The organism is Pseudomonas sp. NFACC32-1 (genome assembly GCF_900101215.1).
Classification (GTDB): Bacteria; Pseudomonadota; Gammaproteobacteria; order Pseudomonadales; family Pseudomonadaceae; genus Aquipseudomonas.
This window is the reverse complement of record NZ_FMUL01000005.1, coordinates 304381-330873: the sequence shown is the minus strand read 5'-3', so window position 1 is coordinate 330873 and position 26493 is coordinate 304381. Positions and strand designations below refer to the sequence as shown.

Below are 26493 nucleotides of genomic sequence, written 5' to 3'. Positions count from 1 at the left end.
TACAGCGCCCCGTACATCTGTCAAGTGGTTATTTTCAGAAGTTTTCAAAGTTTCCTTTGCAACTTCAACCACTTGCGCTTTCGATCTCTCGTCAGCGGGAGGCGAATTCTACAGCGTTAGCCGCTGCTGTCAACACCTCTTTTCCAGCGTCTTCGATCGTTAAGATCGAAGTGCCGACGGGACTTGACTGCAACCCTGTCGACCCCTTCCGGACTTCGATGATTTGAAGTCCTGCACACCCGAAAACTTCATAACTCATTGAATCTCAAGAAGTTTTCCGTTTCGACTGCGCCGGAAGTGGGGCGAATTATAGAGACTCAGAATCTGCCGTCAACCTTTAATTTGATTTATCTATCCGCTTGCGACGATTACTGCCTGAAAGCAGTTCTATATATGGACGGGGCAACAACAAGTGCGCAATATATTGCTCAATCCATTATTCCCACACTCTTAACTGGACGACGCGTTTCAATGACTCCCCCACATCGCCCTCTGGCAGCCACCTTATACCCCGTTGCACTCCTGTTGATCGCCATGGCGTCCATCCAGTCCGGCGCCTCCCTCGCCAAAAGCATGTTTCCGGTCATAGGCGCTCAAGGCACCACGACCCTGCGACTGATATTTGCCAGCCTCATCATGCTGTTGCTGCTGCGCCCCTGGCGCGCCAAGCTCACGGCCCAATCCCTACGTACCGTAATCGTCTATGGGATGGCGCTGGGCGGTATGAATTTTCTCTTCTATATGTCGGTTCGCACGACACCGCTGGGCATCGCCGTGGCATTGGAGTTCACCGGCCCCCTGGCGGTGGCTATCTACACCTCGAGACGGGCAATCGACTTCCTCTGGATCGCTTTGGCAGTGGTTGGTCTGTGCCTGTTGATACCGACCGGAGCCACCAGCACGGGCATCGATCTGATAGGAGCAGGCTATGCCCTGGGAGCAGGTGTCTGCTGGGCGCTCTATATACTGTTCGGTCAAAAGGCCGGAGCAGACAATGGCGTCCAGACCGCCGCGTTGGGCGTGGTGATCGCCGCCTTGTTCGTCGCCCCCTTCGGTATCGTTCATGCGGGGGCCGCGCTGCTGACGCCAAGCCTGATACCCGTCGCCATCGGCGTCGCCATCTTGTCTACAGCCCTGCCCTACACCCTCGAAATGGTCGCCCTGACCCGCCTGCCCGCCCGCACTTTCGGCACCTTGATGAGTATCGAGCCCGCCGTCGCGGCCTTGTCGGGGTTCGTATTCCTCCAGGAGTACCTTTCTTTGCCTCAATGGGCCGCCATTGCGTGCATCATTCTCGCATCGGTGGGTGCAACCTTGACCATGAACAACCCTGTAAAGCCCGCCGTCGCGGCGGATTGAAGCAGGACTTCACGAAGCTCTGGCATTTGCCGCGCTTTTAGGCCATGTTTAGGCGCGTAAGCCAATGTCAGTCATGGATTTTTTCATACAGGACGTCACGAACGCTTCAAACGCAAGCGAACACAGCCGTACGTGGACATCAGATGCACGACGGCATAAGGACGGGAATGAAACGAATTTTGATATTGATCGCCGTGCTCGCAATCGCAGGTTGCGCGGCGACCACGAAAAGTGAAGTCAAGCGTGGCAAGAAAGGTTTGCATATCAACTGCTCCGGCCTGTCCTCGTCCTGGGATCAATGCCTAGCCAGCGCCGCCAACTCATGCGCCCCGAAGAATTACAAAATCATCGCCAAGTCGGGCGATGCGGTCGAAGAACCAGGTGACTATCCTTTCGGCCTCAACCCAGCCGGCTATACCAGCCGCAGCATGATCGTCATCTGCAAATAAGCAACGGTCTTCAGTCAATCCGTTGCTCGGCCATTCGACGGCCGATCTCCTCCTGGCTGGCCTGAAGGACATTACGCTGGATCTCTGGCGCCACCAGCATGCGCGCAACGACCAGCGCTCCCACGCATTGCGACAGGATCGACCAGGCCAGGCTATCGCTTCCCAGTATCTGCGCCCAACCCTCATGCAAACGGCAGATCCAAGTCTGAGCCGTCTCCCGCACCTGTAGATCCGAACGAGCGATTTCAGCGCCAAGCACCGGCAGTGCGCAACCCGCTTCAGGTTGTTCGACATGACTCATGCTCAGGTACTGCTTGAGACAACGCTCCAACCTGGCCGCGTCCAGAACATGACCACCACTCAAACGATCCAGGCTGTGGGTCAGTTCCCGCTCTACGATGGCCTTGAAAAGCTCATCCTTGGAAGAAAAGTGGCTATAGAACGCTCCTCCACTCAGCCCGATCGCCTTCATCAGCCCATCGACGCCCACCGTCGAAAAACCTGATTTCTTGGCGGATACGGCACTGCTGGCAAGCAGCTTTTCCCGGGTTTCCATTTTGTGATTGGCTGAATAACGCATGAATCCTGCCTCTGATCGTTCACCTTGACCTATACCCGACCTTAGCATAACGTCCGTTCAGCTAACGATCGTTTACCAATGAGGCTGATCATGGATAACAAGAAGGTCGTACTGGTTGTTGGCGCGGGAGATGCCACGGGTGGCGCAATTGCCAAACGTTTCGCGCGGGAAGGGTTCATCGCCTGCGTCACGCGCCGCAGCGCCGATAAACTCGCACCATTGATCGAGGCGATACACAGCCAGGGCGGCGAAGCCCACGGCTTTGCCTGTGACGCACGAAAGGAAGACGATGTGATCGCGCTTATCGAACAAATCGAAAGCCAGATCGGCCCCATCGACGCGTTCGTGTTCAACATCGGTGCCAACGTGCCCTGCAGCATTCTCGAAGAAACCGCCCGTAAATATTTCAAGATTTGGGAAATGGCCTGTTTCTCCGGTTTCCTGAACGCCCGGGAAGTGGCCAAACGCATGGTCAAGCGCCAGCGTGGAACCATTCTTTTTACCGGAGCCACAGCAGGCCTACGGGGCGCCTCGGGGTTCGCCGCGTTCGCGGGTGCCAAACACGGCATTCGAGCGCTGGCCCAGAGCATGGCTCGTGAGTTGGGCCCCCTGAATATCCATGTGGCCCATGTAGTGGTGGACGGCGCCATCGACACCGACTTCATTCGCGACAATTTCCCGGAAAAGTACGCGACCAAGGATGAGGACGGCATCCTCGATCCTGAACATATCGCCGAGAACTATTGGTACCTGCATACCCAACCTCGTGACGCCTGGACCTTCGAGCTGGACCTGCGCCCCTGGAGCGAACGCTGGTAAGTCCCTCCCCATAACAACAAGAGAGCTGTGACCATGAGCAAATCGGTAGAGTTTTTCTTCGATCTTGGCAGCCCCGCGACTTATCTGGCGTTTACCCAACTCCCCTTGCTCTGCGCACATACCGGCAGTGAGCTGATCTATCGCCCCATGCTGCTGGGCGGTGTCTTCAAGGCGACAGGCAATGCATCGCCCGTGACCGTTCCAGCCAAGGGCGCGCATATGGCCAAGGACCTGGAGCGCTTCGCCAAGCGTTATGGCGTGCCCTTCAAGCTCAATCCTTACTTCCCGATCAACACCCTGTCATTGATGCGCGCCGTGACTGGCATGCAAATGCGCCAGCCGGAACGTTTCATGGCATTCCTCGATTGTCTGTTCCAGGCCCTATGGGTCGATGCTCGAGATCTCAACCAACCGGAAACCGTGGCGACGGTGCTGGATGAAGGCGGCTTCGACCCTGGCCAGGTGCTGGCGCTGACAGCAGACGAACAAATCAAGCAAGCACTCAAGGCCACCACCGAAGAAGCCATTGCCAGGGGCGTATTCGGTGCCCCCAGCATGTTCGTTGGCGCAGAGTTGTTCTTTGGCCAGGATCGGCTGGACTTCGTCCGGGAAGCCCTCGGTTGATCTGTGGATCAGATTGCCATCGTTCGCGTGTTCAACCATTGCAGGGCGTCGCCCTCCAGCAACGGGCTCAGGCGCCGCTGCACCTCGGCGTGGTAGGCGTTGAACCAGGCCTTTTCATCCTGGGTCAGCAACGATGGCTCCAGGCAACGCGTGTCGATCGGGCACAAGGTCAGGGTTTCGAACTCGAGGAATTCGCCGAACTCGCTGCTGCCCGCCTCAAGGTTCATGGCCAGGTTCTCGATGCGTACGCCCCAGCGTCCCGGACGATACGTTCCCGGTTCGATGGATGTGATCATGCCTGGCTGCATGGCCGTCTGTGGTGTGGGAGCCGCCTGGTAGGCAATGACCTGCGGACCTTCGTGGACGTTGAGAAAATATCCGACGCCGTGACCGGTACCGTGCCCGTAGTCCACCTGCTCGGCCCAGATCGGCGCCCGCGCGATGGCGTCCAGCAGAGGCGACAGGATACCCCGCGGAAACCGAGCCCTGGACAAGGCAATGACGCCCTTGAGCACGCGCGTGCAGTCACGCTTCTGTTCAGCGCTGGGCGTCCCGACCGGCACCATGCGGGTGATATCGGTGGTGCCGCCAAGGTACTGGCCGCCTGAGTCGATCAACAGCAAGCCATTGCCTTCGATGACCGCGTGGGATTCTTCCGTGGCGCGGTAGTGAGGCATCGCACCGTTGGCGTTGAACGCGGCAATGGTATTGAAGCTCAGGGAAACGAAATCCGGACGCCGCCTGCGCGCCGCCGTCAGGTGTTCGTCGATGGTCAGCTCGGTGATGCGTTCTCGGCCCCAGGCACCTTCCAGCCAGGCGAAGAACTCACAGAGCGCCGCGCCATCCTGCTCCATGGCCCGACGGATGTGCTCGGCATCGGCCAGGCTTTTGCGAGATTTGGCCAGCGTGGTGGGGTTGAGCCCTTCCACCAGTTTCACGTCGCTGGGCAGATTGTCCAGCAAGCCGACCGTGACTCGGGCCGGATCGACCAGCAGGCTCGCACCGTCCGGCACTTCCCGGAGCGCGCTGGCCGCTTCGCTGTAATCGCGCAGGGATACGCCATCCTGCTCCAGAGTCGCGCGCAACGCACCGTCGATTTTGTCCAGGGCGACGAACAAGGTCGCCTGCTGTTGGCTGATCAAGGCAAACGAAACGAACACCGGATTGAACGACACATCCGCGCCACGCAGGTTGAACAGCCAGGCGATATCGTCCAGGGTGGCGATGAAATGCCAGTCGGCGCCACGCTCCTTGAGGGTTGCACGCAGCTTGGCGAGCTTCTCGACGCGACTGACGGTCGCGTGAGGGGGCAAATGCGGGTAGACCGGCTGGTTGGGCAGGTCCGGACGGTCGCTCCAGGCCTCGTCGAGCAGATCGATATCGGTGCGCAGCCGCGCGCCTCGCTCCTGAAGCTTACCGCTCAGGGTCCGCGCCGACGCCACGGCCATCACCGCCCCATCGACCGCGACCACCGCGCCTTCAGGGGTTTGTTCGGCAAGCCAGTCCAACGGACCGGGTTGGCCCGGAATGAGCTTGACCAGTTCGATCCCACTCCCCTCCAGCTCATGGGTAGCCTGCTCCCAATAACGACTGTCGGCCCAGACCCCGGCGAAATCCCCCGTCACGATCAAGGTACCGACCGAGCCATGGAACCCCGACAGCCATTGCCGACCTTGCCAGTAACCTGGCAGGTACTCCGAAAGATGCGGATCGGCCGACGGCACCAGCAGCGAATGGATGCCTTCACGGCTCATCAGCTCACGGATTCGGGCCAGGCGTTGGGGAACCAGTCCGTGGGTCAAAGGCTCGGTACTCATCGTTTCTCCTGTTCATCATTATTGTTCGCGCCGGACGTCCGGCTTATGAAGTGGTGGCCCAGAATGCTGGCGCAGCGGCGCAGGCCGCCTTGATCAACCGTACCGCCTCGTCGATATCCTGCTCACGGGTGAAGCGTCCCAGGCTCAAGCGGATGGTGCGCTCGGCCGCACGCGCATCGAGCCCCAAGGCCAGCAGTACGTGGGATGGCGTATTGTTCGCCGAATTGCAGGCAGACGTGGCGGAAAAAGCAAGCGAAGCCCCCAATGCAGTCGGGTCGAATTCACCGTCATTGAAAGTCAGGCTCAGCGTATGCGCAATTCGCTGGGTCGCACTGCCATTGACTCGCACACCCGGCAGGGCCAGCAGCGGTTCGAGCAAACGATTGCGCAATCGAGCGATTTTGTCGAGTTCATCGTCGAACGCCTGATTCGCCAGTTCGAAGGCCGCGCCCATGGCTGCGATCTGATGGGTTGCGAGCGTGCCGGAACGGAAACCTCCCTCATGCCCGCCGCCATGGATCTGGGCTGACAGACGCGGCCGTGCGCGCTCACCGACATAAAGCGCGCCGATACCTTTGGGGCCATAGATCTTGTGGGCGGAAAACGACATCAGGTCCACCGGCCACCGGGCCAGGTCGATCCTGACCTTGCCGGCCCCCTGGGCAGCATCCACATGAAACAGTGCGCCATGGCCACGCACGATCTCGCCGATGGCCGCGACGTCGTTCAGGGTACCCAACTCATTGTTCACCAGCATCAGCGACACCAGGAAAGTGTCTTCGCGCAACGCCTCGCGCACCGCTTGCGGGTCGATCAGGCCATCGGCGTCCGGCGCCAGCCGGGTCACCGCAAGGCCGCCCTCTTCCAGTTGCCGGACTGTGTCGAGAACCGCCTTGTGCTCGATCAGGCTGGTGATGACATGCCCCGTGGACGCCCCGCGCGCCTGGGTCACGCCCTTGAGGGCCAGATTGTTGGATTCGGTGGCGCCGGAAGTCCAGACGATCTGCTCCGACTGCGCTCCCACCAACTGCGCCACCTGCCGGCGCGCATGCTCCACCGAGCGGCGGGCCTGCTGGCCGAAAGCGTGGGAGCTGGAGGCCGGATTGCCGAAATTGCCGTCGAAGCCCAGGCATTCAACCATCACCTGGATGACCCGCTCATCCACCGGCGTAGTGGCGGCATAATCGAAATACAAAGGACGTTTATTCATGGAAAACTCGCAGAGCCTGTTCCGGGACCGGGCGCCCTCGTTGGGTTCGAGACTGGCGTTACCCGATCAAGACCTTAAAGAAGTGAGACTTCGTTTAAAAGTGCGTAGGAACGCTCCTGAACAGCGAGCTTAGCAGGCATCCGGTCGAAGCTCAGCCCTCAACCGATGCTTTCGAGCAACAACGGGTACAGCGAGGCAACCAGCAACAGGGCCATGCCCCAGTTGAACAACCGCAACCAGCGGCGATCACGCAGCAGATTGCGCAAGAGACTGCCGCACACCACCCACAGGCTCACGCTGGGCAAGTTGATCAGAGCAAACACCGCGGCAATCACCACCACATTGAAGAAATAACCCTGAAGCGGCGTGTATGTACTGATAGCGCCGATAGCCATGATCCAGGCCTTGGGGTTGACCCATTGGAAGGCCGCCGCGCCCCAATAGCTGATAGGTGTCTGCTCCCCCGTCCGGCTGTCCGAGACCGGACCGGAGTGGGCGATTTTCCAGGCCAGGTACAGCAGGTAGGCTGCGCCGGCGTAGCGCAGCACGGTATAGAGCAACGGATAAGTCTGGAACACCGCCCCCAGGCCAAGGCCCACCGCCAGCACCAAGGAAAAGAACCCGCAGGTGATGCCCAGCATGTGAGGAATGGTGCGGTTGAATCCGAAATTGACACCCGAAGCCAGCAACATTGTGTTGTTGGGGCCAGGCGTGATCGAGGTCACGAGGGCAAACAGGGCAAAGCCCAGCAGCAGATCAAGCGAAAGGGTCATGGCAGGAATCCATCGGGTGGTCGGGTAATGACCCTACCCGACGTTTCGACCCAAACCCATGGACAGTTGAGTGAAACTTCAAGCAGTACAGTCGCTCAGCTTGGCCTGCCTGGCAGCTTCTGTACGGTCTGCTCAGCGCTCATCTCGCCACGGTCATCGAAGCTCGAATTCTTCTGCGATGGACCGAGCAACTCGGCTTTTTTCGCATGATATTCATCGAACGACAGTCCCCGGCGATTCAAGGCTTCAAGCGCCAGTTCACGGGTTTCTTCGGCGGTGTAGGGACGCAATTCAGGCGAGGAACTGGCGCAACCGCTCAATACGGCGATGGCCGACAACAGCAAGACAGCAAGGATACGATTCATGGCGAGTGTCCAGTGTTCCGAGGTGATGGAACAAAGGCTACCCGCCAGCCTCGCGGGGCAGAAATCAACCCTCTCGATAGTGGGTATCGCCGCTTCGGATCCCGTCGCTGCGCTCAGACGACCAATTGGCAATGCAGCGCATTGTCCGGGCTGCGCTCGATGCTGCGCACCACCTGGAACGAGCCGAACGTCACCGCCCTGACCCGGTGCGCCGGAATCAATTGCCAGAAATCCTCGTCACCGCTTTCAAAGCATCGAAACGCGTCTTGGCCCGCCTCGCGGGTTCGCCACTGCAAGTAGCCGAGTACACGCCTGCCATCCTCGCTGGCCTGGATACTGGCGCTTAGAAACCCCTGCTGATCCCGAGCCAGGCGTTCGATCCGTTCCGACAGCGCCAGGATCAATGTCGGCTGCCATTGCGGTTCGATGTCGAATTCGATCAGTTGAGTAAAGCTGCGATTGTTCCCAGGCACGTGCATGACGGTTCCTCGATACAGGTGGGGCGAATCTTGCGATCCGAAGGCGTGCAGGGTAAAACCTCCAGTTAACTCAAGGTCAAGCGGTGAATGATCATGACGCAGATCGATATCCATAAAGCGCTCACCGTAGGCCAGGTGGCCGCCCGCAGCGGCGTCGCGGTCACTGCCTTGCATTTCTATGAAGCAAAGGGGCTGATCAGGAGTACCCGCAACCAGGGCAACCAACGACGCTATCCCAGGGGCGTGTTACGGCGCGTGGCGCTGATCAAGGCGGCCCAGGGCCTGGGTATCCCCCTGGCGGAAATCGGCCGGGCCCTGGAAACCTTGCCCGCCGACCAAGCCCCGACGGCTGCCGACTGGAAGCGCCTGTCGCAACAATGGAGTCGCGACCTGGACGAACGCATCAATCAATTGGTGGCACTGCGTGACCGGCTCGAAGGCTGTATCGGCTGCGGGTGCCTGTCGATGCAAGCGTGTCCGCTGCGCAACCAGGGGGACGTATTGGGCAAGCGTGGACCGGGCCCTCATCTGCTGGATCAGACCTGAAACGTTCGTCGGCGCAAGAGTCGGCTCCAGGTCGCTGCCCTATAGTGGTGAAGCGCAAATCGACGAAGGCCTCTTCGTCGTACGGGAACAAGGAGAAATGTCATGGGCGTCAAAGCCATTCCAGAAGGCTTCCACAGCGTCACGCCTTACCTGGGCATCAAAGAAGCTGCGCAAGCCATCGATTTCTATAAAAAAGCCTTCAATGCCACCGAAGTCATGCGCCTGGCCATGCCCGACGGGAGCATCGGTCATGCCGAACTGCGGATCGGCGGCAGCCCCATCATGCTCGGCACGCCATGCGATCAGGGCCCGCTGAGCAATCCCGATCAATCGCCATCGGTGGGCCTGCATCTATACGTCAAGGACGTCGACAGCCTGTTTGCCCAGGCGATCGCCGCCGGTGGAACCGTGATTTGCGAAGTCAGGGATCAGTTCTATGGCGACCGCAGCGGTTCCCTGAAGGATCCCTATGGGCACGTGTGGTTCCTGGCAACCCATAAAGAGGATTTGACCCAGGAGCAGATCGAACAGCGGGCCAGGGAGATGTTCCAGCAAAACTGATTTCCCAACTCATCCCTGCAATCACCCAGGCCTGTTCGCGAGCACTGCGGTCCGACGGTACAGAGGCTGCCAACCGCCACGTCACTCTCGCGCACAGGCTCATCTGCAAAGGCCTGGCGCGTTCGGTAAACGCGAAACATTTTCTTTCATCTTTATCTTCGGGATTTCCTCTGCTCGTTCGTCTTAATTAGATGCAACAGGCCGCGTCGGCAAAAGCCACGGCCTGTTTTTCATGGTTCACGCTGTTGCGAAGCCCGCGATACGGAACCTTTCATCGGATCAAGACGTTCAGCCATGTCAAAGAAGTCCCGCTCCAAACTCTGGTTCCTGGTGCATAGCTGGTTGGCGCTGCCCATCTGGTTTTTTGTACTCATCGTCTGCGTCACCGGCACACTGGCGGTGGTCAGCCAGGAGATCGTCTGGCTGGTCAACCCGGACATGCGCGCCAGCAGACCCTCGGACGATGCCCAACGGCTCAGCTACGACCAGGTCGTCGCCGCCATCAAGCGCGCCCAGCCGCAGACCCAGGTGCTAAGCATCGCCCGTCCGGACGAGTCGCATTTCGCCCTGGAGGCCAAGGTGACCTACCCCGACGGCCGTCCCGATACCGTCTACGTCAACCCGTACACCGGGATCGTCCAGGGCTCGGCGCCGGTGTTCAACTTCAGGGCCTTCACCCGCGCCCTGCATGGATGGTGGTTGGTGCCGTTCACCAACGGCTACAGCTGGGGCTGGTATCTGGTCTCGTTCCTGGGGCTGCCGCTGCTGGCCTCCCTGGTGACCGGGCTGGTGGTCTACAAGCGGTTCTGGAAAGGATTCTTCCATCCGACCCTGCGCCTGCGCCACGGTGCACGGATTTTCTGGGGAGATTTCCACCGCCTCAGCGGCATCTGGTCGATCTGGTTCATCGCAGTCATCTCCATTACCGGCACCTGGTTCCTGATCCAGGCCGTGCTGGGCGATAACCACATTTCCATTTCCAGCGCCCCGGTAATACCGGCCGTCTCCCGTGAAAGCGTGCCCTTGTCGACCGACGGCCTGCCACCGCCGCAACTGAGCCTGGACCGGGCCGTCGAGATCGCCCGGCAACAGATTCCTGGCCTGGAAGCGAGCTTCATCAGCATGCCCGGCAATGCCTACAGCCACCTGGAGATCGGTGGGCGCGGCTGGTACCCGCTGATGTTCCAGACCGCCACGATCCATCCCTATACAGGCGAGGTGGCGGCCTCGCGGTTGCTGTCGGATCGCACGGCGCTGGAGTTCGTCACCGAGTCGATGCGCCCGTTGCACACCGGGGACTTCGGCGGGCTCTGGATCAAACTCATCTGGTTTTTCTTCGGCCTGGTCCTGAGCATGATGGTCCTCAGCGGACTGCTGATCTGGACCAAACGCACCGCCCTGGCCACCGCCAATGCCTTCAAGCGCAGTCATAAAGCCCCGCGCGCGCCTCAGGCCGTCCGCCCGCTGCAACCGTCCATCAATCGTGAATCACCGGAGGGCAACCTGTGAGCCAGACCACCGTGGCACCACCCTCTCCCTCTCGCCTGGCCCTGTTCTGGCAGAAATGGCGCTTCCATCTCAACGTGCTGTTGCTGCTGATTCCCCTGGGCTTCATGCCCAAGTACTTTTCCGAAGCGGCCCTGTTCCGGGGCGATGCCGGCCTCGGCGAACGGGAGGTCGGCGAAATCCAGGTCGGTCCCTGGAGCGTGCGACTGGCCGAATTTCGCGATGAAGCCCCGCGTGCCGACGGCCCGGCCGGGCATATGAAGCAATTCAACGCCGCGCTTTGCCAAAGCTGCATCAGCCAGGTCAAGGCCACCTACCTGCGCATCGGCAAGCCTCGCAGCCTGCGAGCCGCCGGAGTGATTTTCTTCGGTTCGCCCTATCGCATGGGCGCCTGGTTGCCGGTGCCGAAGAAGACCCAGCCCGACGCCGAACTGTGGCTTACCCTCGAAGGCTGGGACGGTTCGATGCACCAGGCCTCCATTCCCCTGAGCCAGGCTTCTCCGGCCACCATTGCCTGGCTGAAGACCCACGGAACCCAACCATGACCCACAACACCTCTCTGCGCAGCCTGGCGCTGCTCCTGTGCGTCGGTTTCAGCGCCGGCGTCCAGGCCCACAACCCCATGTGCGAATGCAAGGCCATCGATGCCGAGCAGATCCAGTGCACCGGCGGCTTTTCCGACGGCAGTGGCGCTCCCGGCGTGACGCTGGACGTGATCGGCTACGACGAAACCATCCTGGTGCCGGGCAAGCTCGGCGCCGATTCGAAACTGACCTTCAAGAAACCGGACACCGAATTCTACGTACTCTTCGACGCAGGCCCTGGCCACGTGGTGGAAATCGACCAAGCCGACATCGAGGCCCCATGAGCAACGCCACTACTCAGGTCATCCGCCCCGCAGGCGCGGGCCATGAAACACTCTACGTATTGCTGCTGTGCCTGTTCATCGTCCTTATGGCCGGTTCGGTCGTGGCCTTGCATGGAGAAACCCAGGATGTCAGCCACCTCGCCGCTCACCAGATCGACGCCCGCCGCGACCTCAGCGCCGCCGAACAAGGCATCTATGCCGACCTGCGGGTGACCCTGGATGAGATCCGCCTGCTGCGCAAGGAGCAACAGGCGCTGCCCAGTCCGCAGGTCCTGGCCGATGAAGGCTTTGCCCCTTTCGCCAAGGACGCGAGTTCCGTCAGCCGGGGCGGCCACGCTTGGCAACGGTTGGAGGACCACGCTTACTTCGGTGCAAGTGCCAATGCCTCCATTGCCGGTTCGTTTCTGATGCGCATCAGCGAAACGTCCGACGCAGCCCCTGATATCTGGCTCAACCGGGGCACCCCGCTCGCGCCCCCCGGCGCGCTGGACGACAGCACCCTGTCCGCCGCGGGCTGGCAACAGATCGTCGCGCAGTTCGATGCCGGCGTAACGCGCCAGCACCGGCACTGACCCCACGTCTCACTGCAGAGAAGACCGCTCGCCCATGTCTATTGCATCTCAACGCCAGCCCTTGCTACGCCTGCTGCTGATCGGCCTGCTGGCCTGCCTGTTCACCGCCCCGGCCAACGCCGAAACCGCCAAGCGCCTGCGCATCGGCATTACCCTGCACCCTTACTACAGTTACGTCGCCAACATCGTCGGCGACAAGGCTGAAGTAGTGCCGCTGATCCCCGCCGGTTTCAATCCCCATGCCTATGAACCACGCGCCGAGGACATCAAGCGCATCAGCGGTCTGGATGTGGTCGTGCTCAATGGCGTCGGCCATGACGATTTCGCCGACCGGATGATCGCCGCCAGCGAAACCCCGGACGTGAAAGTGATCGAGGCCAACGAGAACGTTCCCCTGCTGGCCGCCACCGGTACAGCCGCCCGGGGAGCCGGCAAGGTGGTGAACCCGCACACCTTCCTGTCCATCAGTGCCTCCATTGCCCAGGTCAACAACATTGCCCGGGAACTGGGCAAGCTCGACCCGGACAACGCCCAGGCCTACACCCAGAACGCCCGTGCCTATGGCAAGCGCCTGCGGCAGATGCGTGCCGCCGCCCTGGCGAAGCTGACCCAGGCACCCAACGCCGAACTGCGGGTCGCCACGGTACATGCCGCCTACGACTACCTGCTGCGTGAATTCGGCCTGGAAGTGACCGCCGTGGTGGAGCCGGCACATGGCATCGAACCGAGCCCCAGCCAGTTGAAGAAAACCATCGATCAACTCCGGGAGCTGGACGTGAAGGTGATCTTCTCGGAGATGGATTTCCCGTCCACCTATGTCGACACCATCCAACGTGAATCCGGAGTGAAGCTGTATCCGCTTTCGCACATTTCCTACGGTGAATACAGCGCCGAGAAATATGAAAAGGAGATGGCCGGCAACCTCGACACCGTGGTCCGGGCAATCCAGGAGTCCGGCGCATGACCGTCCAGGAAACCCTCACCCTGCAACGCGTCGGACCCCTGGTCGAATTCGCCGACGTCAGCCTGAACCTGGGCCGCACGCTCATTCTCGACGGCGTGGCTTTCCAGGTGCAGGCCGGCAGCGTCCACGCCCTGGTCGGCCCCAACGGCGGCGGCAAGAGCTCATTGATCAAGACCCTGCTCGGGCAGATGCCCCACCAGGGACAGCTGAGCCTGCAATGGCCAGGCGAACCCGGCGTCATCGGCTATGTGCCCCAGGCGCTGGAGTTCGATCGGGGCCTGCCCATGACCGTGGATGACTTCATGGCGGCGATGTGTCAGCGCAAGCCCGCCTTTCTCGGCTTGAGCAAGCATTACACCGACGCCATCGGCCAGGCCCTGGAGCGGGTCGGCATGCAAGACAAACGCAAGCGCCGCATGGGCGCGCTGTCCGGCGGCGAGCGCCAGCGGGTGTTGCTGGCCCAAGGGTTGATTCCTTCGCCGCAATTGCTGGTGCTGGACGAGCCGATGTCGGCCCTGGACGAGGCTGGCATCCAGGTTTTCGAGCGGTTGCTGCAGGACTGGCGCCAGGCAGGTATCACCGTGCTGTGGATCGAACATGACCTGGAAGCCGTCGGGCGTCTGGCCGACCGTGTCACCGGATTGAATCGCCGGGTACTGTTCGACGGCCCGCCGCGCCAGGCCTTGACGCCGGAACGGTTGCTGTCACTGTTTTCCACGCATCCGCGCGCCCCTCATCCACACAGCAACGGGAGTGCCGCCTGATGAGTTATGAAGCCTTTCGTCTGACGGTGCAGGCCTGGGCCTCGTCCGGTTACCTGCCCGAGGCGCTGGCCTACGGTTTCGTGGTCAATGCGTTGTTGGCCGGGCTGTTGATCGGCCCGGTACTGGGCGGCCTCGGCACGCTGGTGGTGGTCAAGCGTTTCGCGTTCTTCTCCGAGGCCGTGGGCCATGCCGCACTGACCGGCGTGGCAATCGGCATTCTGCTGGGCGAACCCTATACCGGCCCCTACGGCAGCCTGTTCGGCTACTGCCTGCTGTTCGGCATCCTTCTCAATTACCTGCGCAACCGCACCGGCCTGGCCCCCGACACGCTAATCGGCGTCTTCCTGTCGGTTTCCCTGGCCCTGGGCGCCAGCCTGCTGTTGATCCTGGCCGGCAAGATCAACGTGCATATCCTGGAGAACGTGCTGTTCGGTTCGGTGCTGACGGTCAACGGCAATGATCTGCTGGTGCTGGCGGTGGTCGGCTCGCTGGTGATGGCGCTGGCCTTGCCGCTGTACAACCGCATCATGCTCGCCAGCTTCAACCCGCAGTTGGCGGCGGTGCGCGGTGTGGCGGTCAAGACCCTGGATTACCTGTTCGTGGTCCTGGTGACCTTGATCACCGTAGCGGCAGTGAAGGTCATCGGGGCCATTCTGGTGGGCGCGTTGCTGGTGATTCCCGCCGCGGCGGCACGCTTGCTCAGCCAATCGTTGAAAGGCTTCTTCTGGTGTTCGGTACTGATCGCGACCCTCAGTACCTTGTGCGGGATTCTTGCGCCAATTGTCTTCGACCTGCCGATCCCATCCGGTGCCGCGATCATCCTGGTGGCCGGCATCGCCTTCGCCCTGAGCGCCATCGCCCGTGGCGTCGTCCCCAGCCTCAAAGGGAATCTTGGATAAATGGTTTTTTCATTGCGACAACTGACCCTGGCCTTCGCGTTGTGCGGCGTGGCCGCCACCTCGTCATTCGCCAGCGAAAAGGTTCGTCTGCTGGCATCTCTGCCAGTTACCTATGGATTGAGCGAGGCCTTGCTCAAGGGCACCGATGTCAGCCTGGAGCGAGCCGCCCCCGCCAACCTGCCCGGCACCCGCCAGAGTGCCTACTTCAGCGGCCGGGGCGCAGCGGCGCTGAGCAAGCTGGCCAGTGACGCCGACGCGGTGATCGGCCTGCGCTCGCTATGGCCGGACGATCCGCTGTATCCCATGGCCCGACGCAGCAATATCCGCGTCGTCGAAATCGACGCCGCGCGCCCGGTGGATGGCGCCCTGCCCGGTATCGCCGTGCAACCGGGAATGGCCGACGGCCTGGCGAGCCAGCCGTGGATGGCCAGTCATAACCTGGGCCGCATGGCCGATGTGATCGCCGCCGATCTGGTGCGACTGGCCCCGACGGCCAAACCGAGGATCGATACCAACCTGGCGGCCCTCAAGCAGCGTCTGCTCAAGCTCAGCGCCGACAGCGAAAAACAGCTCGCCAATGCCGACAACCCGAGCGTGGTCAGCCTGAGCGAGCATTTCGGCTACCTGATCAGCGGGCTGAACCTGGACGCCATCAGCACCGATACCCGGCCCGATGCCGAATGGACCGCCGAAACCCTCAAGCAATTGAGTGCGACGTTGAAGGACAACGACGTGGCGCTGGTGCTCCATCATCGCCAGCCTTCGGATGCGCTGAAGGCAGCCATTGCCGAGGGCGGCAGCCGATTGCTGGTGCTCAGCACCGATGCCGCCGATCCGGTAGCGGAGCTGGAGAGTAATGTGGGACTGGTCGTCGCCGCGCTGACGGAAGGCTGACGGCCATCCCTTGTGGGAGCGAGCTTGCTCGCGAAGAGGCCAACACATCCAACATCCATGTTGGCTGATACAGCGCCATCGCGAGCAAGCTCGCTCCCACAGCTTTTTCGACTCAGTTCAGAACATCCCCCGGCACCCGCACGAACCCTTCCATCAACACCCGCGCGCTGCGGCTCATGATGGCTTTTTTTACGGTCCATTCGCCGTTCACCAAGCTGGCCTCGGCGCCAACGCGCAAAGTGCCGGAGGGATGGCCGAAGCGCACGGCGTTGCGTTCGATGCCGCCGGCGGCCAGGTTCACCAGGGTGCCGGAAATAGCCGCCGCAGTGCCGATGGCCACGGCGGCAGTGCCCATCATGGCGTGATGCAACTTGCCCATGGACAACGCCCGCACCAGCAAGTCGATATCCCCTGCCGCCACGGCTTTTCCGCTGGAGGACAGGTAATCCGCTGGCGGCGCGACAAACGCTACTTTCGGCGTGTGCTGACGCTGGGCGGCTTCGTCCAGGTGCTTGATCAGGCCCATGCGCAAGGCACCGTGGGCACGAATGGTTTCGAACATGGCCAGGGCCTTGGGATCGCCATTGATGGCGCCTTGCAGTTCGGTACCGGTGTAACCGACGTCTCGGGCGTTGATGAAGATCGTCGGGATGCCGGCGTTGATCAGGGTTGCCTTGAGCGTACCGACACCAGGCACTTGCAGGTCGTCCACCAGGTTGCCGGTGGGAAACATCGATCCTCCTCCCCCCTCTTCCTCGGCCGCCGGCTCCATGAATTCCAATTGCACCTCGGCTGCCGGAAAGGTCACGCCGTCGAGTTCGAAATCGCCGGTTTCCTGCACCGCGCCATCGGTGATCGGCACATGGGCAATGATGGTCTTGCCGATATTGGCCTGCCAGATCCGCACCACCGCCACGCCGTTCTCCGGCAGGCGAGCGGCATCCACCAGGCCGCTGCCGATGGCGAATGACCCCACCGCCGCCGACAGGTTGCCGCAGTTGCCGCTCCAGTCCACGAACGGCTTGTCGATGGACACCTGGCCGAACAGGTAATCGACGTCATGGTCGGCCCGGGTGCTCTTGGACAGGATCACGGTCTTGCTGGTACTGGACGTCGCGCCGCCCATGCCGTCGATCTGCTTTTCGTACGGATCGGGACTGCCGATCACCCGCAGCAGCAAGGCGTCCCGGGCGGCACCCGGGACACGGGCGGCTTCGGGCAGGTCCTGCAGGCTGAAGAACACGCCTTTGCTGGTGCCGCCACGCATATAGGTAGCGGGAATTCTGATTTGGGGGGCGTGAGCCATGATGCGCCTACTCCTGAATGTTGAAGCCCGCGGGCAAGGGGTCTCGAATCCCACACCCGCGCAGCAGACTCAAACGGCAACCGCCGATTCAAGGAAGTCCTGGGCAAAGCGTTGCAGCACGCCCCCGGCTTCATAGATCGACACTTCTTCAGCGGTATCGAGGCGGCAGGTCACCGGCACTTCGAGGCGCTCACCGTTCTTGCGGGTGATCACCAGGGTCAAGGTCGCCCGAGGTGTGCGCTCGCCGATCACGTCATAGATTTCACTGCCATCGATGCCCAGGGTCTTGCGGTTGGTGCCCGGCTTGAACTCCAGCGGCAATACGCCCATGCCCACCAGGTTGGTGCGGTGAATGCGCTCGAACCCTTCGGCGACGATCGCTTCGACACCGGCCAGGCGCACCCCCTTGGCCGCCCAGTCCCGGGACGAACCCTGGCCGTAGTCGGCACCGGCGATGATGATCAACGGCTGCTTGCGTCCCATGTAGGTCTCGATGGCTTCCCACATGCGCATGACCTTGCCTTCCGGCTCCACCCGGGCCAGGGAGCCCTGCTTGACCTTGCCATTTTCCTGGACCATTTCGTTGAACAGTTTCGGGTTGGCGAAGGTGGCGCGTTGCGCGGTCAGGTGGTCGCCCCTGTGGGTTGCGTAGGAGTTGAAGTCCTCTTCGGGCAGGCCCATCTTGGCCAGGTATTCCCCGGCCGCACTGTCCGCCATGATGGCGTTGGACGGCGACAGGTGATCGGTGGTGATGTTGTCCGGCAGCACCGCCAAAGGGCGCATGCCCTTGAGCGGCCGCGCGCCGGCCAGTGCCCCTTCCCAGTAGGGCGGACGGCGGATGTAGGTGCTTTGTGGACGCCAGTCGTACAGCGGCGTCACTTTCGGCCCGGTGTCTTCCTGGATGGCAAACATCGGGATGTACACCTGGCGGAACTGCTCCGGTTTCACCGAGGCCTTGACCACGGCATCGACTTCCTCGTCGCTCGGCCAGATGTCCTTGAGACGGATTTCCCGACCGTCCACCACACCCAGCACATCCTTCTCGATGTCGAAGCGGATGGTCCCGGCGATGGCGTAGGCCACCACCAGCGGCGGCGAGGCGAGAAAAGCCTGCTTGGCATACGGATGGATTCGCCCATCGAAGTTGCGGTTACCCGACAGGACTGCGGTGGCATACAGGTCGCGGTCGATGATTTCCTGCTGGATCGCCGGATCCAGCGCGCCGGACATACCGTTGCAGGTGGTGCAGGCGAACGCCACCACGCCAAAGCCCAGCTTTTCGAGTTCAGGGGTGAGGCCGGCTTCGTCCAGGTACAGCGCCACGGTCTTCGAGCCGGGCGCCAGGGACGACTTGACCCATGGCTTGCGGGTCAGGCCCAGGCGATTGGCATTGCGCGCCAGCAGACCGGCTGCGATGACGTTGCGTGGGTTGCTGGTATTGGTGCAACTGGTGATGGCGGCGATGATCACAGCACCGTCGGGCATCTGCCCCGGCACTTCGGTCCATTGCCCGGCGATGCCTTTGGCGGCCAGGTCCGACACCGCGACGCGGGCGTGCGGATTGCTCGGACCGGCCATGTTGCGCACCACCGAGGACAGGTCGAAGGTCAGGCCACGCTCGTATTGCGCGCCCTTGAGGCTATCGGCCCATAGCCCCACGTGCCTGGCATAGGTTTCCACCAACTGCACCTGCGTGTCTTCGCGTCCGGTGAGCTTCAGGTAATCGATGGTCTGCTGGTCGATATAGAACATGGCCGCCGTGGCGCCATATTCCGGCGCCATGTTGGAAATGGTCGCACGGTCGCCCAGGGTCAAGGCGCTGGCGCCTTCACCGAAAAACTCCAGCCAGGCACCAACGACTTTCTGCTTGCGCAGGAATTCGGTCAGCGCCAGCACCATGTCGGTGGCGGTGATGCCCGGTTGCAGCTTGCCGGTCAGCTCGACGCCGACGATTTCCGGCAGGCGCATCCACGAGGCGCGACCGAGCATGACGCTTTCGGCTTCCAGCCCACCGACTCCGATGGCGATCACGCCCAGCGCATCGACATGGGGAGTGTGGCTGTCGGTGCCCACGCAGGTATCGGGGAACGCGACGCCGTCACGCTGCTGGATCACCGGCGACATTTTCTCCAGGTTGATCTGGTGCATGATCCCGTTGCCGGGCGGAATCACATCGACGTTCTTGAAGGCCTTCTTGGTCCAGTTGATAAAGTGGAAACGGTCTTCGTTGCGCCGGTCTTCGATGGCGCGGTTCTTGGCGAATGCCTGGGGATCGGCACCGCCGCTTTCCACCGCCAGGGAGTGGTCGACGATCAGTTGGGTCGGCACCACCGGGTTGACCTGCGCCGGATCGCCGCCTTGCTGGGCGATGGCGTCGCGCAGGCCGGCCAGGTCCACCAGGGCCGTCTGGCCAAGGATGTCATGGCACACCACCCGGGCCGGAAACCACGGGAAGTCCAGGTCGCGCTTGCGCTCGATCAATTGCAGCAGCGATTCACGCAGCGTGGCCGGCTCGCAGCGACGCACCAGGTTTTCCGCCAGCACGCGGGCGGTGTACGGCAGCCCATCGTAGGCGCCAGGGCAGATGGCATCCACCGCGGCGCGAACGTCGAAATAATCCAGGGCGGTGCCGGGCAGCGGTTTACGAAATTCTGTGTTCATCGTCAGGACTCGGTCACGGTGGTTTCAGAAGGGGTTGGCGAAGGATTTGAAGTCACCCTCCGGCCACTGGGAGCGAGCTTGCTTGCGATAGCGGTGCATATCGACGTTGAATGTCAGTGCGCAATCGCGAACAAGCTCGCTTCCACAGGGTTTCGGGGTCATTCAGTTCCGGTGGCTAAAACCCTCCAGCTCAGCGTTGTTCGATTGGCACGAACTTGCGCTGTTCGACGCCGGTGTATTCGGCGCTCGGGCGGATGATGCGGTTGTTGGCGCGTTGTTCGAATACGTGGGCGGCCCAGCCGGTCAGGCGCGAGCAGACGAAGATCGGCGTGAACAGCTTGGTGGGGATGCCCATGAAGTGATAAGCCGAAGCGTGGTAGAAATCGGCGTTGGGAAACAGCTTCTTCTGTTCCCACATGGTCTTGTCGATGGCTTCGGAAACCGGGAACAGCACTGTGTCGCCCACCTCATCGGCAAGTTTTCTGGACCAGCCCTTGATGACCTCGTTGCGCGGATCGTTGTCCTTATAGATGGCGTGGCCAAAGCCCATGATCTTGTCCTTGCGCTCGAGCATCGCCAGGGTGCCCTTGATCGCCTCCTCCGGCGACTGGAAGCGCTCGATCATTTCCATTGCCGCTTCATTCGCGCCGCCATGCAGCGGGCCGCGCAGCGAGCCGATAGCTGCCGTGATGCAGGAAAACAGGTCCGAGAGCGTGGAGGCGCACACCCGGGCGGTGAAGGTCGAGGCGTTGAACTCATGCTCGGCGTACAGGATCAGCGACACGTTCATCACCTTGACGTGCAACTCGCTCGGCTTGCGACCATGCAGCAGGTGCAGGAAATGGCCACCGATGGAGGTTTCGTCGGTCACGCATTCGATGCGCTGGCCTTCATGGCTGAAGCGATACCAGTAGCACATGATCGCCGGGAACGCGGCCAGCAGGCGGTCAGTCTTGTCATGCTGCTCGGAGAAATCCTTCTCCGGCTCCAGGTTGCCCAGGAACGAACAGCCGGTGCGCATCACATCCATCGGATGAGTGTCGGCGGGAATACGCTCCAGCACTTCCTTCAAGGCCTGGGGCAAGTCCCGCAACTGGCGCAGCTTGCTGATATAGGCATCCAGCTGGGGCTGGGTCGGCAGTTCGCCATAAAGCAGCAGGTAGGCCACCTCTTCGAATTGCGCATCGGCCGCCAGGTCGCGCACGTCATAGCCACGATAGGTCAGGCCGGCGCCCGACTGGCCCACGGTGGACAATGCGGTTTGCCCGGCCACCTGGCCACGGAGCCCGGCGCCACTGAGTACTTTTGCTTCGGCCATTTGCTTTCTCCAATTTTTGAATTTGTAGGGAATCGGCAAGTTGCAGGGAATGGGCGCCTTACTTCTTCGCAGCGAACAACGCATCGAGCTTCTGCTCGAAGGTGTGGTAGTCGATACGATCGTAAAGCTCCATGCGTGTCTGCATGGTATCGATGACGTTCTGCTGCGTGCCGTCTCGGCGGATCGCGGTGTAGACGTTCTCGGCCGCCTTGTTCATGGCGCGGAAGGCCGACAGCGGGTACAGCACCAGGGAGACGTCGGCGCCGGCCAGTTGCTCGGTGGTGTACAGCGGTGTCGCGCCGAATTCGGTGATGTTCGCCAGGATCGGCGCTTTCACGCGGCTGGCGAACAGCTTGTACATTTCAAGTTCGGTGATGGCTTCGGGAAAGACCATGTCGGCCCCGGCCTCGATGCAGGCGGCAGCTCGATCGAGGGCCGACTCCAGCCCTTCCACCGCAAGGGCGTCGGTGCGGGCCATGATCACGAAACTGTCGTCGGTGCGGGCATCCACCGCGGCCTTGATGCGGTCGACCATTTCCTGCTGCGAGACGATCTCCTTGTTCGGACGATGGCCGCAGCGCTTGGCTCCCACCTGGTCTTCGATGTGGATCGCCGCCGCGCCGAACTTGATCATCGACTTGACGGTACGGGCCACGTTGAACGCCGAGGAACCAAAACCGGTGTCCACATCCACCAGCAGCGGCAGGTCGCAGACATCGGTGATCCGACGCACATCGGTCAGCACGTCATCCAGGCCGGTGATGCCCAGGTCCGGCACGCCGAGGGAACCTGCGGCCACGCCGCCACCAGACAGGTAGATGGCCTTGAAACCGGCGCGTTTGGCCAGCAGCGCATGGTTGGCGTTGATGGTACCCACCACTTGCAGCGGGTGCTCGGTGGCGACCGCCTCGCGAAAACGCTGGCCTGGCGTGCTCTTGCTGGAACTCATGACTCACCTCGTTCAGTGGCGGCGCTGTCCTGGTAATGACGCGCGATGTTGCGTTTGGATGCGCCGATGTGCCGTCGCATCAATAATTCAGCCAGCTCGCCGTCACGGTCGGCGATGGCATCGAGTATCCGGTGGTGCTCGGCAAAGGCCTGGCGCGGACGATTGGGGGTGGTGGAAAACTGGATGCGGTACATGCGCACCAACTGGTACAGCTCGCCGCAGAGCATCTGCGTGAGGGTGCGGTTGCCGCTGCCCTGGATGATCCGGTAGTGGAAGTCGAAATCCCCTTCCTGCTGGTAGTAGCCGACACCGGCCTGGAACGCCGCGTCGCGCTCATGGGTTTCCAGTACGCGGCGCAATTCGTCGATCTCTTCCAGGGTCATGCGTTCGGCCGCCAGGCGGCAGGCCATGCCCTCCAGGGACTCTCGTATTTCGTAGAGCTCCAGCAGTTCGGCATGGTTCAAGGACACCACTCGGGCACCGACGTGAGGCACACGCACCAGCAGGCGCTGGCCTTCCAGGCGATGGATCGCTTCGCGCAAGGGACCGCGGCTGATGCCGTACGTGCGGGCCAGCTCGGGCTCGGAGATCTTGCTGCCGGGGGCGATCTCACCTTTGACGATGGCCGCCTGGATGCGCCGGAAGACGTTCTCGGACAGGGTTTCCGAGTCGTCCTGGGCGACGACCGGGGTTTCGAGCTGATCGAGCATATTGTCGACACCTTGAAAATCAATACGCCGAAAAATAGCCAAGAGCAGGATAAAGGTCAAAGAAAATATATATATTGTCGACAATCGTCTAACAAGGTGCCTTGCCATAACCGGCCGCTGGGCGGGCTCGTAGCGTCCTGCCAGCGGTGGCGTCAGAAAACCACCGTGCTAGAATGCCGCCGCTATTCGCCACTCTCTTCTTATTAAAGAAGGCCGCCAGGGAGCTTGTGCAGTAATGCCAGGGCCTGAACCGATAAACGGACCGCTGCGCACCAGGATCTATGACATTCAAGCCCTTCTCCGCTGTCCTGTGTTTCATTTGCCTGCCTGGCTTTGCCGCGGCGGGTGAAAAGACCGTGTACGGCCTGAACGAATATGCGGCGCTCCAGGGCATCGACCTGGAAGTCGCCGCCAAGCTGGACACGGGGGCCAAGACCGCGTCCCTCAGCGCCCGAGACATCAAGCGCTTCAAGCGCAACGGCGAATCCTGGGTCCGCTTTTACCTCGCCATCGACGCGGCCCATTCGCACCCTATCGAACGCCCGCTGGCCCGGGTCAGCAAGATCAAGCGCCGCGCCGGTGACTACGACCCGGAGGAAGGCAAGAAATACACGGCCCGGCCGGTCATCGAACTGGATATCTGCATGGGCTCGGCCCTGCGCAGCATCGAAGTGAACCTGACCGACCGCAGTGCATTCCAATACCCGTTGCTGATCGGCTCCGAGGCGCTCAAACGCTTCGACGCGCTGGTCGACCCCAGTCTCAAATACGCTGCCGGCAAACCCGCCTGCGCCAATGCCGCTCAAACCGCAGAGTAATCCCAATGCGCTCCCTTACCCTCCATCTGAAAATGCTGATCGCCATCCTGGTGGTGCTGGGCCTGTCGGTGACGGCCTATCAGATTTTCGTGCTCGGCATCCCGGTGACCGAAGATGCCACCGACGACCTGTGGAACATCGACGCCAAGGTCGAGTTCGTGCCCAACGCCAAGGATCCGGTGAAGGTCCAGATGTTCGTGCCGCCGCTGAGCCGCGACTATGTGAGCCTCAACGAGAGCTTCATTTCCAACAACTATGGCGTGGCGGTGAACCGGATCGACGGTAACCGCAAGGTGACCTGGTCGGCCCGCCGGGCCAAGGGCAACCAGACCCTGTATTACCGCCTGGTGCTGACCAAGCGCTACAGCGCCGAGAAAACCAAGGTCAAGGGCCCGACCTTCCGCGACAGCATCGCCGTCGAAGGCCCGGAGAAGATCGCCGCCGAAGCACTGCTCGCGCCGATCCGCCAGCACTCTGCCGACGTCGAGACCTTCATCAGCGAAGCCATCAAGCGGGTCAACAACCTCAACGACGACAACGTCAAGCTGCTGCTGGCCGGCGACGTCTCCTCGGGCAACAAGGCAAGGATCGTCGAGCTGGTGCTGTCCATCGCCCATGTGCCGGTGGAAAAGGTCCACACCATCCGCCTGGTGGCCGACCAGCCGCAGACGCCCGAACTGTGGCTGCGCAGTTTCAACGGCACCGACTGGCTGTACTTCAACCCGGACACCGGCGAGCAGGGGCTGCCCACCGACCGCCTGCTGTGGTGGACTGGCGATGAAAACCTGATCACCGTCGATGGCGGCAAGAAAGCCACCGTCACGTTCAGCATGAACAACAGCGAAATGAACGCCATTCGCCTGGCCAAGCTGACGGACGAGAACACCGACGCCAACTTCCTCGAATACTCGCTCTACGGCCTGCCCCTGCAGACCCAGCAGACCTTCATGATCATGGTCATGATCCCGATCGGCGTGCTGGTGATCCTCGTGCTGCGCAACCTGATCGGCCTGCAGACCCTCGGCACCTTCACCCCGGTGCTGATCGCACTGGCCTTCCGTGAAACCCAACTGGGCTTCGGGATCATCCTGTTCACGGTGATCACCACCCTGGGCCTGTCGCTGCGCTCGTACCTGGAGCACCTCAAGCTGCAGATGCTGCCAAGACTCTCGGTGGTCTTGACATTCGTGGTGGTGCTGATCGCCGCCATCAGCCTGCTCAGCCATAAGCTGGGCCTGGAGCGCGGCCTGTCGGTGGCGTTGTTCCCGATGGTGATCCTGACCATGACCATCGAACGCCTGTCCATCACCTGGGAAGAGCGCGGCGCCGGCCATGCCATGAAGGTGGCCATCGGCACGCTGTTCGCCGCGTCCCTGGCGCACCTGATCATGAGCGTGCCGGAACTGGTCTACTTCGTGTTCACCTTCCCGGCCATCCTGCTGATCCTGGTGGGCTTCATGCTGGCCATGGGTCGCTACCGCGGCTACCGCCTGACCGAGCTGGTACGGTTCAAGGCCTTCGTCAAGGCTGACTCGTAATGTTCGGCCTCTGGAAAACCTGGAAGGCCCTGGAAGCCCGGGGCATCATGGGCATCAACCGGCGCAATGCCGACTACGTGCTCAAATACAACAAGCGCAGCCTGTACCCCATCGTCGATGACAAGATCATCACCAAGGAACGGGCCATCGCCGCCGGCATCCATGTGCCGGAGCTGTACGGAATCATTTCCACCGAGAAGGAGATCGACAAGCTCGATGGCATCATCGGCGGGCGCACCGACTTCGTCATCAAGCCGGCCCAGGGCGCCGGCGGCGACGGGATCATCGTCATCGCCGACCGTTTCGAGGGCCGCTACCGCACCGTGTCCGGCAAGATCATCAGCCACGAGGAAATCGAGCATCACATTTCCAGTATCCTCACCGGCTTGTATTCTCTGGGCGGGCACCGTGACCGGGCGCTGATCGAGTACCGCGTGACCCCGGACCAGATCTTCAAGAGCATCAGCTACGAGGGCGTGCCGGACATTCGCATCATCGTACTGATGGGTTATCCGGTGATGGCCATGTTACGGCTGCCGACCCGGCAGTCCGGTGGCAAGGCCAACCTGCACCAGGGCGCCATCGGCGTCGGCGTGGACCTCGCCACTGGCCTGACCCTGCGCGGCACCTGGCTGAACAACATCATCACCAAACACCCTGACACCACCAACGCGGTGGACGGCGTGCAACTGCCCTACTGGGACGGTTTCATGAAACTGGCCGCCGGTTGCTATGAACTGTGCGGACTGGGCTACATCGGCGTCGACATGGTGCTGGACCAGGAGAAAGGGCCGTTGATCCTGGAACTGAACGCCCGACCAGGGCTGAACATCCAGATCGCCAACGACTGCGGCCTGACCCTGCGTACCCATGCGGTGGAAGCGCACCTGGAGGAGCTCCAGGCACGGGGCGTCGTGGAAACCGTGGAAGAGCGCGTGGCGTTTGCCCAGGAGCTGTTCGGGCATATCCCGCCGGTTGAGGGCTGATCCCTCTAATCCTGAACAATGCCAATTGTCTGGACCGGGACATTGTGAACTTGTGCCGAGGGGATTTATCCCTGCTGGGTTGCGTGGTATCCCCAAAAGCTGCCACCCCAATACATCAGGGTGGTCGCACTACCTGTCTGGGGTCGCTTCGCAACCCA

29 protein-coding genes are annotated in these 26493 nt (G+C 61.7%); 18 read left to right on the top strand and 11 right to left on the bottom strand.

Annotated elements, in window-relative coordinates; all coding sequences use genetic code 11:
• From BLP99_RS26505 to BLP99_RS11460, 3 genes are all read left to right on the top strand, one after another.
• Window positions 1-227 (top strand): hypothetical protein (locus BLP99_RS26505; protein ID WP_218124369.1); only part of this gene is annotated, 227 nt, incomplete at its 5' end.
• A 244-nt stretch (window positions 228-471) separates the two neighbouring features.
• A complete protein-coding gene (rhtA, locus tag BLP99_RS11465; RefSeq protein ID WP_072459205.1) occupies window positions 472-1359 on the top strand; it encodes a threonine/homoserine exporter RhtA in 888 nt (295 codons plus the stop codon).
• Window positions 1360-1526: 167 nt separating this feature from the next.
• On the top strand, window positions 1527-1808 hold the full coding sequence (locus tag BLP99_RS11460) for a hypothetical protein (RefSeq protein ID WP_072393098.1): 282 nt from the start codon (window positions 1527-1529) through the stop codon (window positions 1806-1808).
• 10 nt (window positions 1809-1818) lie between these two features.
• Here BLP99_RS11460 and BLP99_RS11455 read toward each other — a convergent pair whose 3' ends face one another.
• Window positions 1819-2388 carry a TetR/AcrR family transcriptional regulator gene (locus BLP99_RS11455; protein ID WP_076406529.1) on the bottom strand — a complete coding sequence of 190 codons (570 nt, stop codon included), beginning with the start codon at window positions 2386-2388 and terminating at the stop codon, window positions 1819-1821.
• A gap of 90 nt (window positions 2389-2478) precedes the next feature.
• Between BLP99_RS11455 and BLP99_RS11450 the strand changes: the two genes are divergently transcribed.
• Both BLP99_RS11450 and BLP99_RS11445 read left to right on the top strand, forming a co-directional pair.
• A complete protein-coding gene (locus tag BLP99_RS11450) occupies window positions 2479-3207 on the top strand; it encodes an SDR family oxidoreductase (RefSeq protein ID WP_072394096.1) in 729 nt (242 codons plus the stop codon).
• Between the two features lie 33 nt (window positions 3208-3240).
• A complete protein-coding gene (locus BLP99_RS11445; protein ID WP_072393104.1) occupies window positions 3241-3831 on the top strand; it encodes a 2-hydroxychromene-2-carboxylate isomerase in 591 nt (196 codons plus the stop codon).
• Between the two features lie 8 nt (window positions 3832-3839).
• On the opposite strand, the gene BLP99_RS11440 is transcribed toward BLP99_RS11445, so the two are convergent.
• The 5 genes from BLP99_RS11440 to BLP99_RS11420 form a co-directional block, all read right to left on the bottom strand.
• A complete protein-coding gene (locus BLP99_RS11440) occupies window positions 3840-5648 on the bottom strand; it encodes an aminopeptidase P family protein (RefSeq protein WP_076406524.1) in 1809 nt (602 codons plus the stop codon).
• A gap of 43 nt (window positions 5649-5691) precedes the next feature.
• On the bottom strand, window positions 5692-6858 hold the full coding sequence (locus BLP99_RS11435; RefSeq protein WP_092180345.1) for a cysteine desulfurase family protein: 1167 nt from the start codon (window positions 6856-6858) through the stop codon (window positions 5692-5694).
• A 158-nt stretch (window positions 6859-7016) separates the two neighbouring features.
• Window positions 7017-7631, bottom strand: coding sequence for a LysE family translocator (locus BLP99_RS11430; RefSeq protein WP_072393113.1), 615 nt, complete (start codon window positions 7629-7631; stop codon window positions 7017-7019).
• A 95-nt stretch (window positions 7632-7726) separates the two neighbouring features.
• Window positions 7727-7996, bottom strand: a complete 270-nt coding sequence (locus tag BLP99_RS11425; protein ID WP_072393115.1) for a hypothetical protein — start codon at window positions 7994-7996, stop codon at window positions 7727-7729.
• A gap of 113 nt (window positions 7997-8109) precedes the next feature.
• Window positions 8110-8475 (bottom strand): antibiotic biosynthesis monooxygenase, encoded by a 366-nt coding sequence (locus BLP99_RS11420; RefSeq protein WP_072393118.1) that lies wholly within the window; start codon window positions 8473-8475, stop codon window positions 8110-8112.
• Between the two features lie 93 nt (window positions 8476-8568).
• On the opposite strand from BLP99_RS11420, the gene soxR reads away from it, so the two are divergent.
• From soxR to BLP99_RS11370, 10 genes are all read left to right on the top strand, one after another.
• Entirely contained in the window at window positions 8569-9021 is a 453-nt protein-coding gene (gene soxR, locus BLP99_RS11415; RefSeq protein ID WP_072459208.1) for a redox-sensitive transcriptional activator SoxR, read from the top strand.
• Window positions 9022-9123: 102 nt separating this feature from the next.
• Window positions 9124-9582, top strand: a complete 459-nt coding sequence (locus BLP99_RS11410) for a VOC family protein (protein ID WP_092180343.1) — start codon at window positions 9124-9126, stop codon at window positions 9580-9582.
• A gap of 294 nt (window positions 9583-9876) precedes the next feature.
• Entirely contained in the window at window positions 9877-11091 is a 1215-nt protein-coding gene (locus BLP99_RS11405) for a PepSY-associated TM helix domain-containing protein (RefSeq protein WP_092180341.1), read from the top strand.
• Window positions 11088-11633, top strand: a complete 546-nt coding sequence (locus BLP99_RS11400) for a thiamine pyrophosphate-binding protein (protein WP_072393128.1) — start codon at window positions 11088-11090, stop codon at window positions 11631-11633. The genes BLP99_RS11405 and BLP99_RS11400 overlap by 4 nt, the downstream gene beginning before the upstream one ends.
• Window positions 11630-11956, top strand: a complete 327-nt coding sequence (locus BLP99_RS11395) for a hypothetical protein (protein WP_072431846.1) — start codon at window positions 11630-11632, stop codon at window positions 11954-11956. Before BLP99_RS11400 ends, BLP99_RS11395 begins: the two co-directional genes overlap by 4 nt.
• Window positions 11953-12528, top strand: a complete 576-nt coding sequence (locus BLP99_RS11390) for a DUF6162 family protein (protein ID WP_092180339.1) — start codon at window positions 11953-11955, stop codon at window positions 12526-12528. The genes BLP99_RS11395 and BLP99_RS11390 overlap by 4 nt, the downstream gene beginning before the upstream one ends.
• Before the next feature lie 34 nt (window positions 12529-12562).
• Window positions 12563-13492: a metal ABC transporter solute-binding protein, Zn/Mn family gene (locus BLP99_RS11385; RefSeq protein ID WP_072393137.1), complete on the top strand. Its 930-nt coding sequence runs from the start codon at window positions 12563-12565 to the stop codon at window positions 13490-13492.
• Window positions 13489-14256, top strand: a complete 768-nt coding sequence (locus BLP99_RS11380) for a metal ABC transporter ATP-binding protein (RefSeq protein ID WP_092180337.1) — start codon at window positions 13489-13491, stop codon at window positions 14254-14256. Before BLP99_RS11385 ends, BLP99_RS11380 begins: the two co-directional genes overlap by 4 nt.
• Window positions 14256-15155, top strand: coding sequence for a metal ABC transporter permease (locus BLP99_RS11375; RefSeq protein WP_072393143.1), 900 nt, complete (start codon window positions 14256-14258; stop codon window positions 15153-15155). The genes BLP99_RS11380 and BLP99_RS11375 overlap by 1 nt, the downstream gene beginning before the upstream one ends.
• Window positions 15156-16049, top strand: coding sequence for a metal ABC transporter solute-binding protein, Zn/Mn family (locus BLP99_RS11370; protein WP_092180335.1), 894 nt, complete (start codon window positions 15156-15158; stop codon window positions 16047-16049). It begins immediately after the preceding gene.
• Window positions 16050-16161: 112 nt separating this feature from the next.
• On the opposite strand, the gene prpF is transcribed toward BLP99_RS11370, so the two are convergent.
• The 5 genes from prpF to BLP99_RS11345 form a co-directional block, all read right to left on the bottom strand.
• On the bottom strand, window positions 16162-17355 hold the full coding sequence (prpF, locus tag BLP99_RS11365; RefSeq protein WP_072431843.1) for a 2-methylaconitate cis-trans isomerase PrpF: 1194 nt from the start codon (window positions 17353-17355) through the stop codon (window positions 16162-16164).
• A 69-nt stretch (window positions 17356-17424) separates the two neighbouring features.
• Window positions 17425-20016, bottom strand: a complete 2592-nt coding sequence (gene acnD, locus BLP99_RS11360) for a Fe/S-dependent 2-methylisocitrate dehydratase AcnD (RefSeq protein WP_072431842.1) — start codon at window positions 20014-20016, stop codon at window positions 17425-17427.
• 190 nt (window positions 20017-20206) lie between these two features.
• The gene (prpC, locus tag BLP99_RS11355; protein WP_092180333.1) at window positions 20207-21334 is read right to left on the bottom strand and encodes a bifunctional 2-methylcitrate synthase/citrate synthase; all 1128 of its coding nucleotides are present in this window, start codon (window positions 21332-21334) and stop codon (window positions 20207-20209) included.
• Between the two features lie 58 nt (window positions 21335-21392).
• Complete coding sequence (gene prpB / locus BLP99_RS11350; protein ID WP_072431840.1) at window positions 21393-22283, bottom strand: methylisocitrate lyase; 891 nt, start codon at window positions 22281-22283, stop codon at window positions 21393-21395.
• Complete coding sequence (locus BLP99_RS11345; RefSeq protein ID WP_072459198.1) at window positions 22280-22993, bottom strand: GntR family transcriptional regulator; 714 nt, start codon at window positions 22991-22993, stop codon at window positions 22280-22282. The genes prpB and BLP99_RS11345 overlap by 4 nt, the downstream gene beginning before the upstream one ends.
• A 281-nt stretch (window positions 22994-23274) precedes the next feature.
• Between BLP99_RS11345 and rloA the strand changes: the two genes are divergently transcribed.
• The 3 genes from rloA to BLP99_RS11330 are packed head-to-tail and all read left to right on the top strand — an operon-like array spanning window position 23275 to window position 26335.
• A complete protein-coding gene (rloA, locus tag BLP99_RS11340; RefSeq protein WP_072393166.1) occupies window positions 23275-23811 on the top strand; it encodes a retropepsin-like aspartic peptidase RloA in 537 nt (178 codons plus the stop codon).
• Window positions 23812-23816: 5 nt separating this feature from the next.
• On the top strand, window positions 23817-25349 hold the full coding sequence (gene rloB / locus BLP99_RS11335) for an osmotic stress tolerance membrane protein RloB (RefSeq protein ID WP_072393169.1): 1533 nt from the start codon (window positions 23817-23819) through the stop codon (window positions 25347-25349).
• The gene (locus BLP99_RS11330; RefSeq protein ID WP_072393172.1) at window positions 25349-26335 is read left to right on the top strand and encodes an alpha-L-glutamate ligase-like protein; all 987 of its coding nucleotides are present in this window, start codon (window positions 25349-25351) and stop codon (window positions 26333-26335) included. The genes rloB and BLP99_RS11330 overlap by 1 nt, the downstream gene beginning before the upstream one ends.
• Window positions 26336-26493: the final 158 nt, after the last annotated feature.

Bases quoted from the DNA above. Each gene is read 5' to 3' on its own strand.
- BLP99_RS11425 (WP_072393115.1), bottom strand. From the start codon at position 7,996: ATGAATCGTATCCTTGCTGTCTTGCTGTTGTCGGCCATCGCCGTATTG.
- prpF (WP_072431843.1), bottom strand. From the start codon at position 17,355: ATGGCTCACGCCCCCCAAATCAGAATTCCCGCTACCTATATGCGTGGC.
- BLP99_RS11460 (WP_072393098.1), top strand. From the start codon at position 1,527: ATGAAACGAATTTTGATATTGATCGCCGTGCTCGCAATCGCAGGTTGC.
- BLP99_RS11330 (WP_072393172.1), top strand. From the start codon at position 25,349: ATGTTCGGCCTCTGGAAAACCTGGAAGGCCCTGGAAGCCCGGGGCATC.
- BLP99_RS11450 (WP_072394096.1), top strand. From the start codon at position 2,479: ATGGATAACAAGAAGGTCGTACTGGTTGTTGGCGCGGGAGATGCCACG.
- BLP99_RS11435 (WP_092180345.1), bottom strand. From the start codon at position 6,858: ATGAATAAACGTCCTTTGTATTTCGATTATGCCGCCACTACGCCGGTG.
- BLP99_RS11440 (WP_076406524.1), bottom strand. From the start codon at position 5,648: ATGAGTACCGAGCCTTTGACCCACGGACTGGTTCCCCAACGCCTGGCC.
- BLP99_RS11445 (WP_072393104.1), top strand. From the start codon at position 3,241: ATGAGCAAATCGGTAGAGTTTTTCTTCGATCTTGGCAGCCCCGCGACT.
- BLP99_RS11390 (WP_092180339.1), top strand. From the start codon at position 11,953: ATGAGCAACGCCACTACTCAGGTCATCCGCCCCGCAGGCGCGGGCCAT.
- rhtA (WP_072459205.1), top strand. From the start codon at position 472: ATGACTCCCCCACATCGCCCTCTGGCAGCCACCTTATACCCCGTTGCA.
- acnD (WP_072431842.1), bottom strand. From the start codon at position 20,016: ATGAACACAGAATTTCGTAAACCGCTGCCCGGCACCGCCCTGGATTAT.
- prpC (WP_092180333.1), bottom strand. From the start codon at position 21,334: ATGGCCGAAGCAAAAGTACTCAGTGGCGCCGGGCTCCGTGGCCAGGTG.
- BLP99_RS11380 (WP_092180337.1), top strand. From the start codon at position 13,489: ATGACCGTCCAGGAAACCCTCACCCTGCAACGCGTCGGACCCCTGGTC.
- BLP99_RS11430 (WP_072393113.1), bottom strand. From the start codon at position 7,631: ATGACCCTTTCGCTTGATCTGCTGCTGGGCTTTGCCCTGTTTGCCCTC.
- rloA (WP_072393166.1), top strand. From the start codon at position 23,275: ATGACATTCAAGCCCTTCTCCGCTGTCCTGTGTTTCATTTGCCTGCCT.
- BLP99_RS11375 (WP_072393143.1), top strand. From the start codon at position 14,256: ATGAGTTATGAAGCCTTTCGTCTGACGGTGCAGGCCTGGGCCTCGTCC.
- BLP99_RS11345 (WP_072459198.1), bottom strand. From the start codon at position 22,993: ATGCTCGATCAGCTCGAAACCCCGGTCGTCGCCCAGGACGACTCGGAA.
- BLP99_RS11395 (WP_072431846.1), top strand. From the start codon at position 11,630: ATGACCCACAACACCTCTCTGCGCAGCCTGGCGCTGCTCCTGTGCGTC.
- rloB (WP_072393169.1), top strand. From the start codon at position 23,817: ATGCGCTCCCTTACCCTCCATCTGAAAATGCTGATCGCCATCCTGGTG.
- BLP99_RS11455 (WP_076406529.1), bottom strand. From the start codon at position 2,388: ATGCGTTATTCAGCCAATCACAAAATGGAAACCCGGGAAAAGCTGCTT.
- BLP99_RS11370 (WP_092180335.1), top strand. From the start codon at position 15,156: ATGGTTTTTTCATTGCGACAACTGACCCTGGCCTTCGCGTTGTGCGGC.
- BLP99_RS11410 (WP_092180343.1), top strand. From the start codon at position 9,124: ATGGGCGTCAAAGCCATTCCAGAAGGCTTCCACAGCGTCACGCCTTAC.
- BLP99_RS11385 (WP_072393137.1), top strand. From the start codon at position 12,563: ATGTCTATTGCATCTCAACGCCAGCCCTTGCTACGCCTGCTGCTGATC.
- prpB (WP_072431840.1), bottom strand. From the start codon at position 22,283: ATGAGTTCCAGCAAGAGCACGCCAGGCCAGCGTTTTCGCGAGGCGGTC.
- BLP99_RS11405 (WP_092180341.1), top strand. From the start codon at position 9,877: ATGTCAAAGAAGTCCCGCTCCAAACTCTGGTTCCTGGTGCATAGCTGG.
- soxR (WP_072459208.1), top strand. From the start codon at position 8,569: ATGACGCAGATCGATATCCATAAAGCGCTCACCGTAGGCCAGGTGGCC.
- BLP99_RS11420 (WP_072393118.1), bottom strand. From the start codon at position 8,475: ATGCACGTGCCTGGGAACAATCGCAGCTTTACTCAACTGATCGAATTC.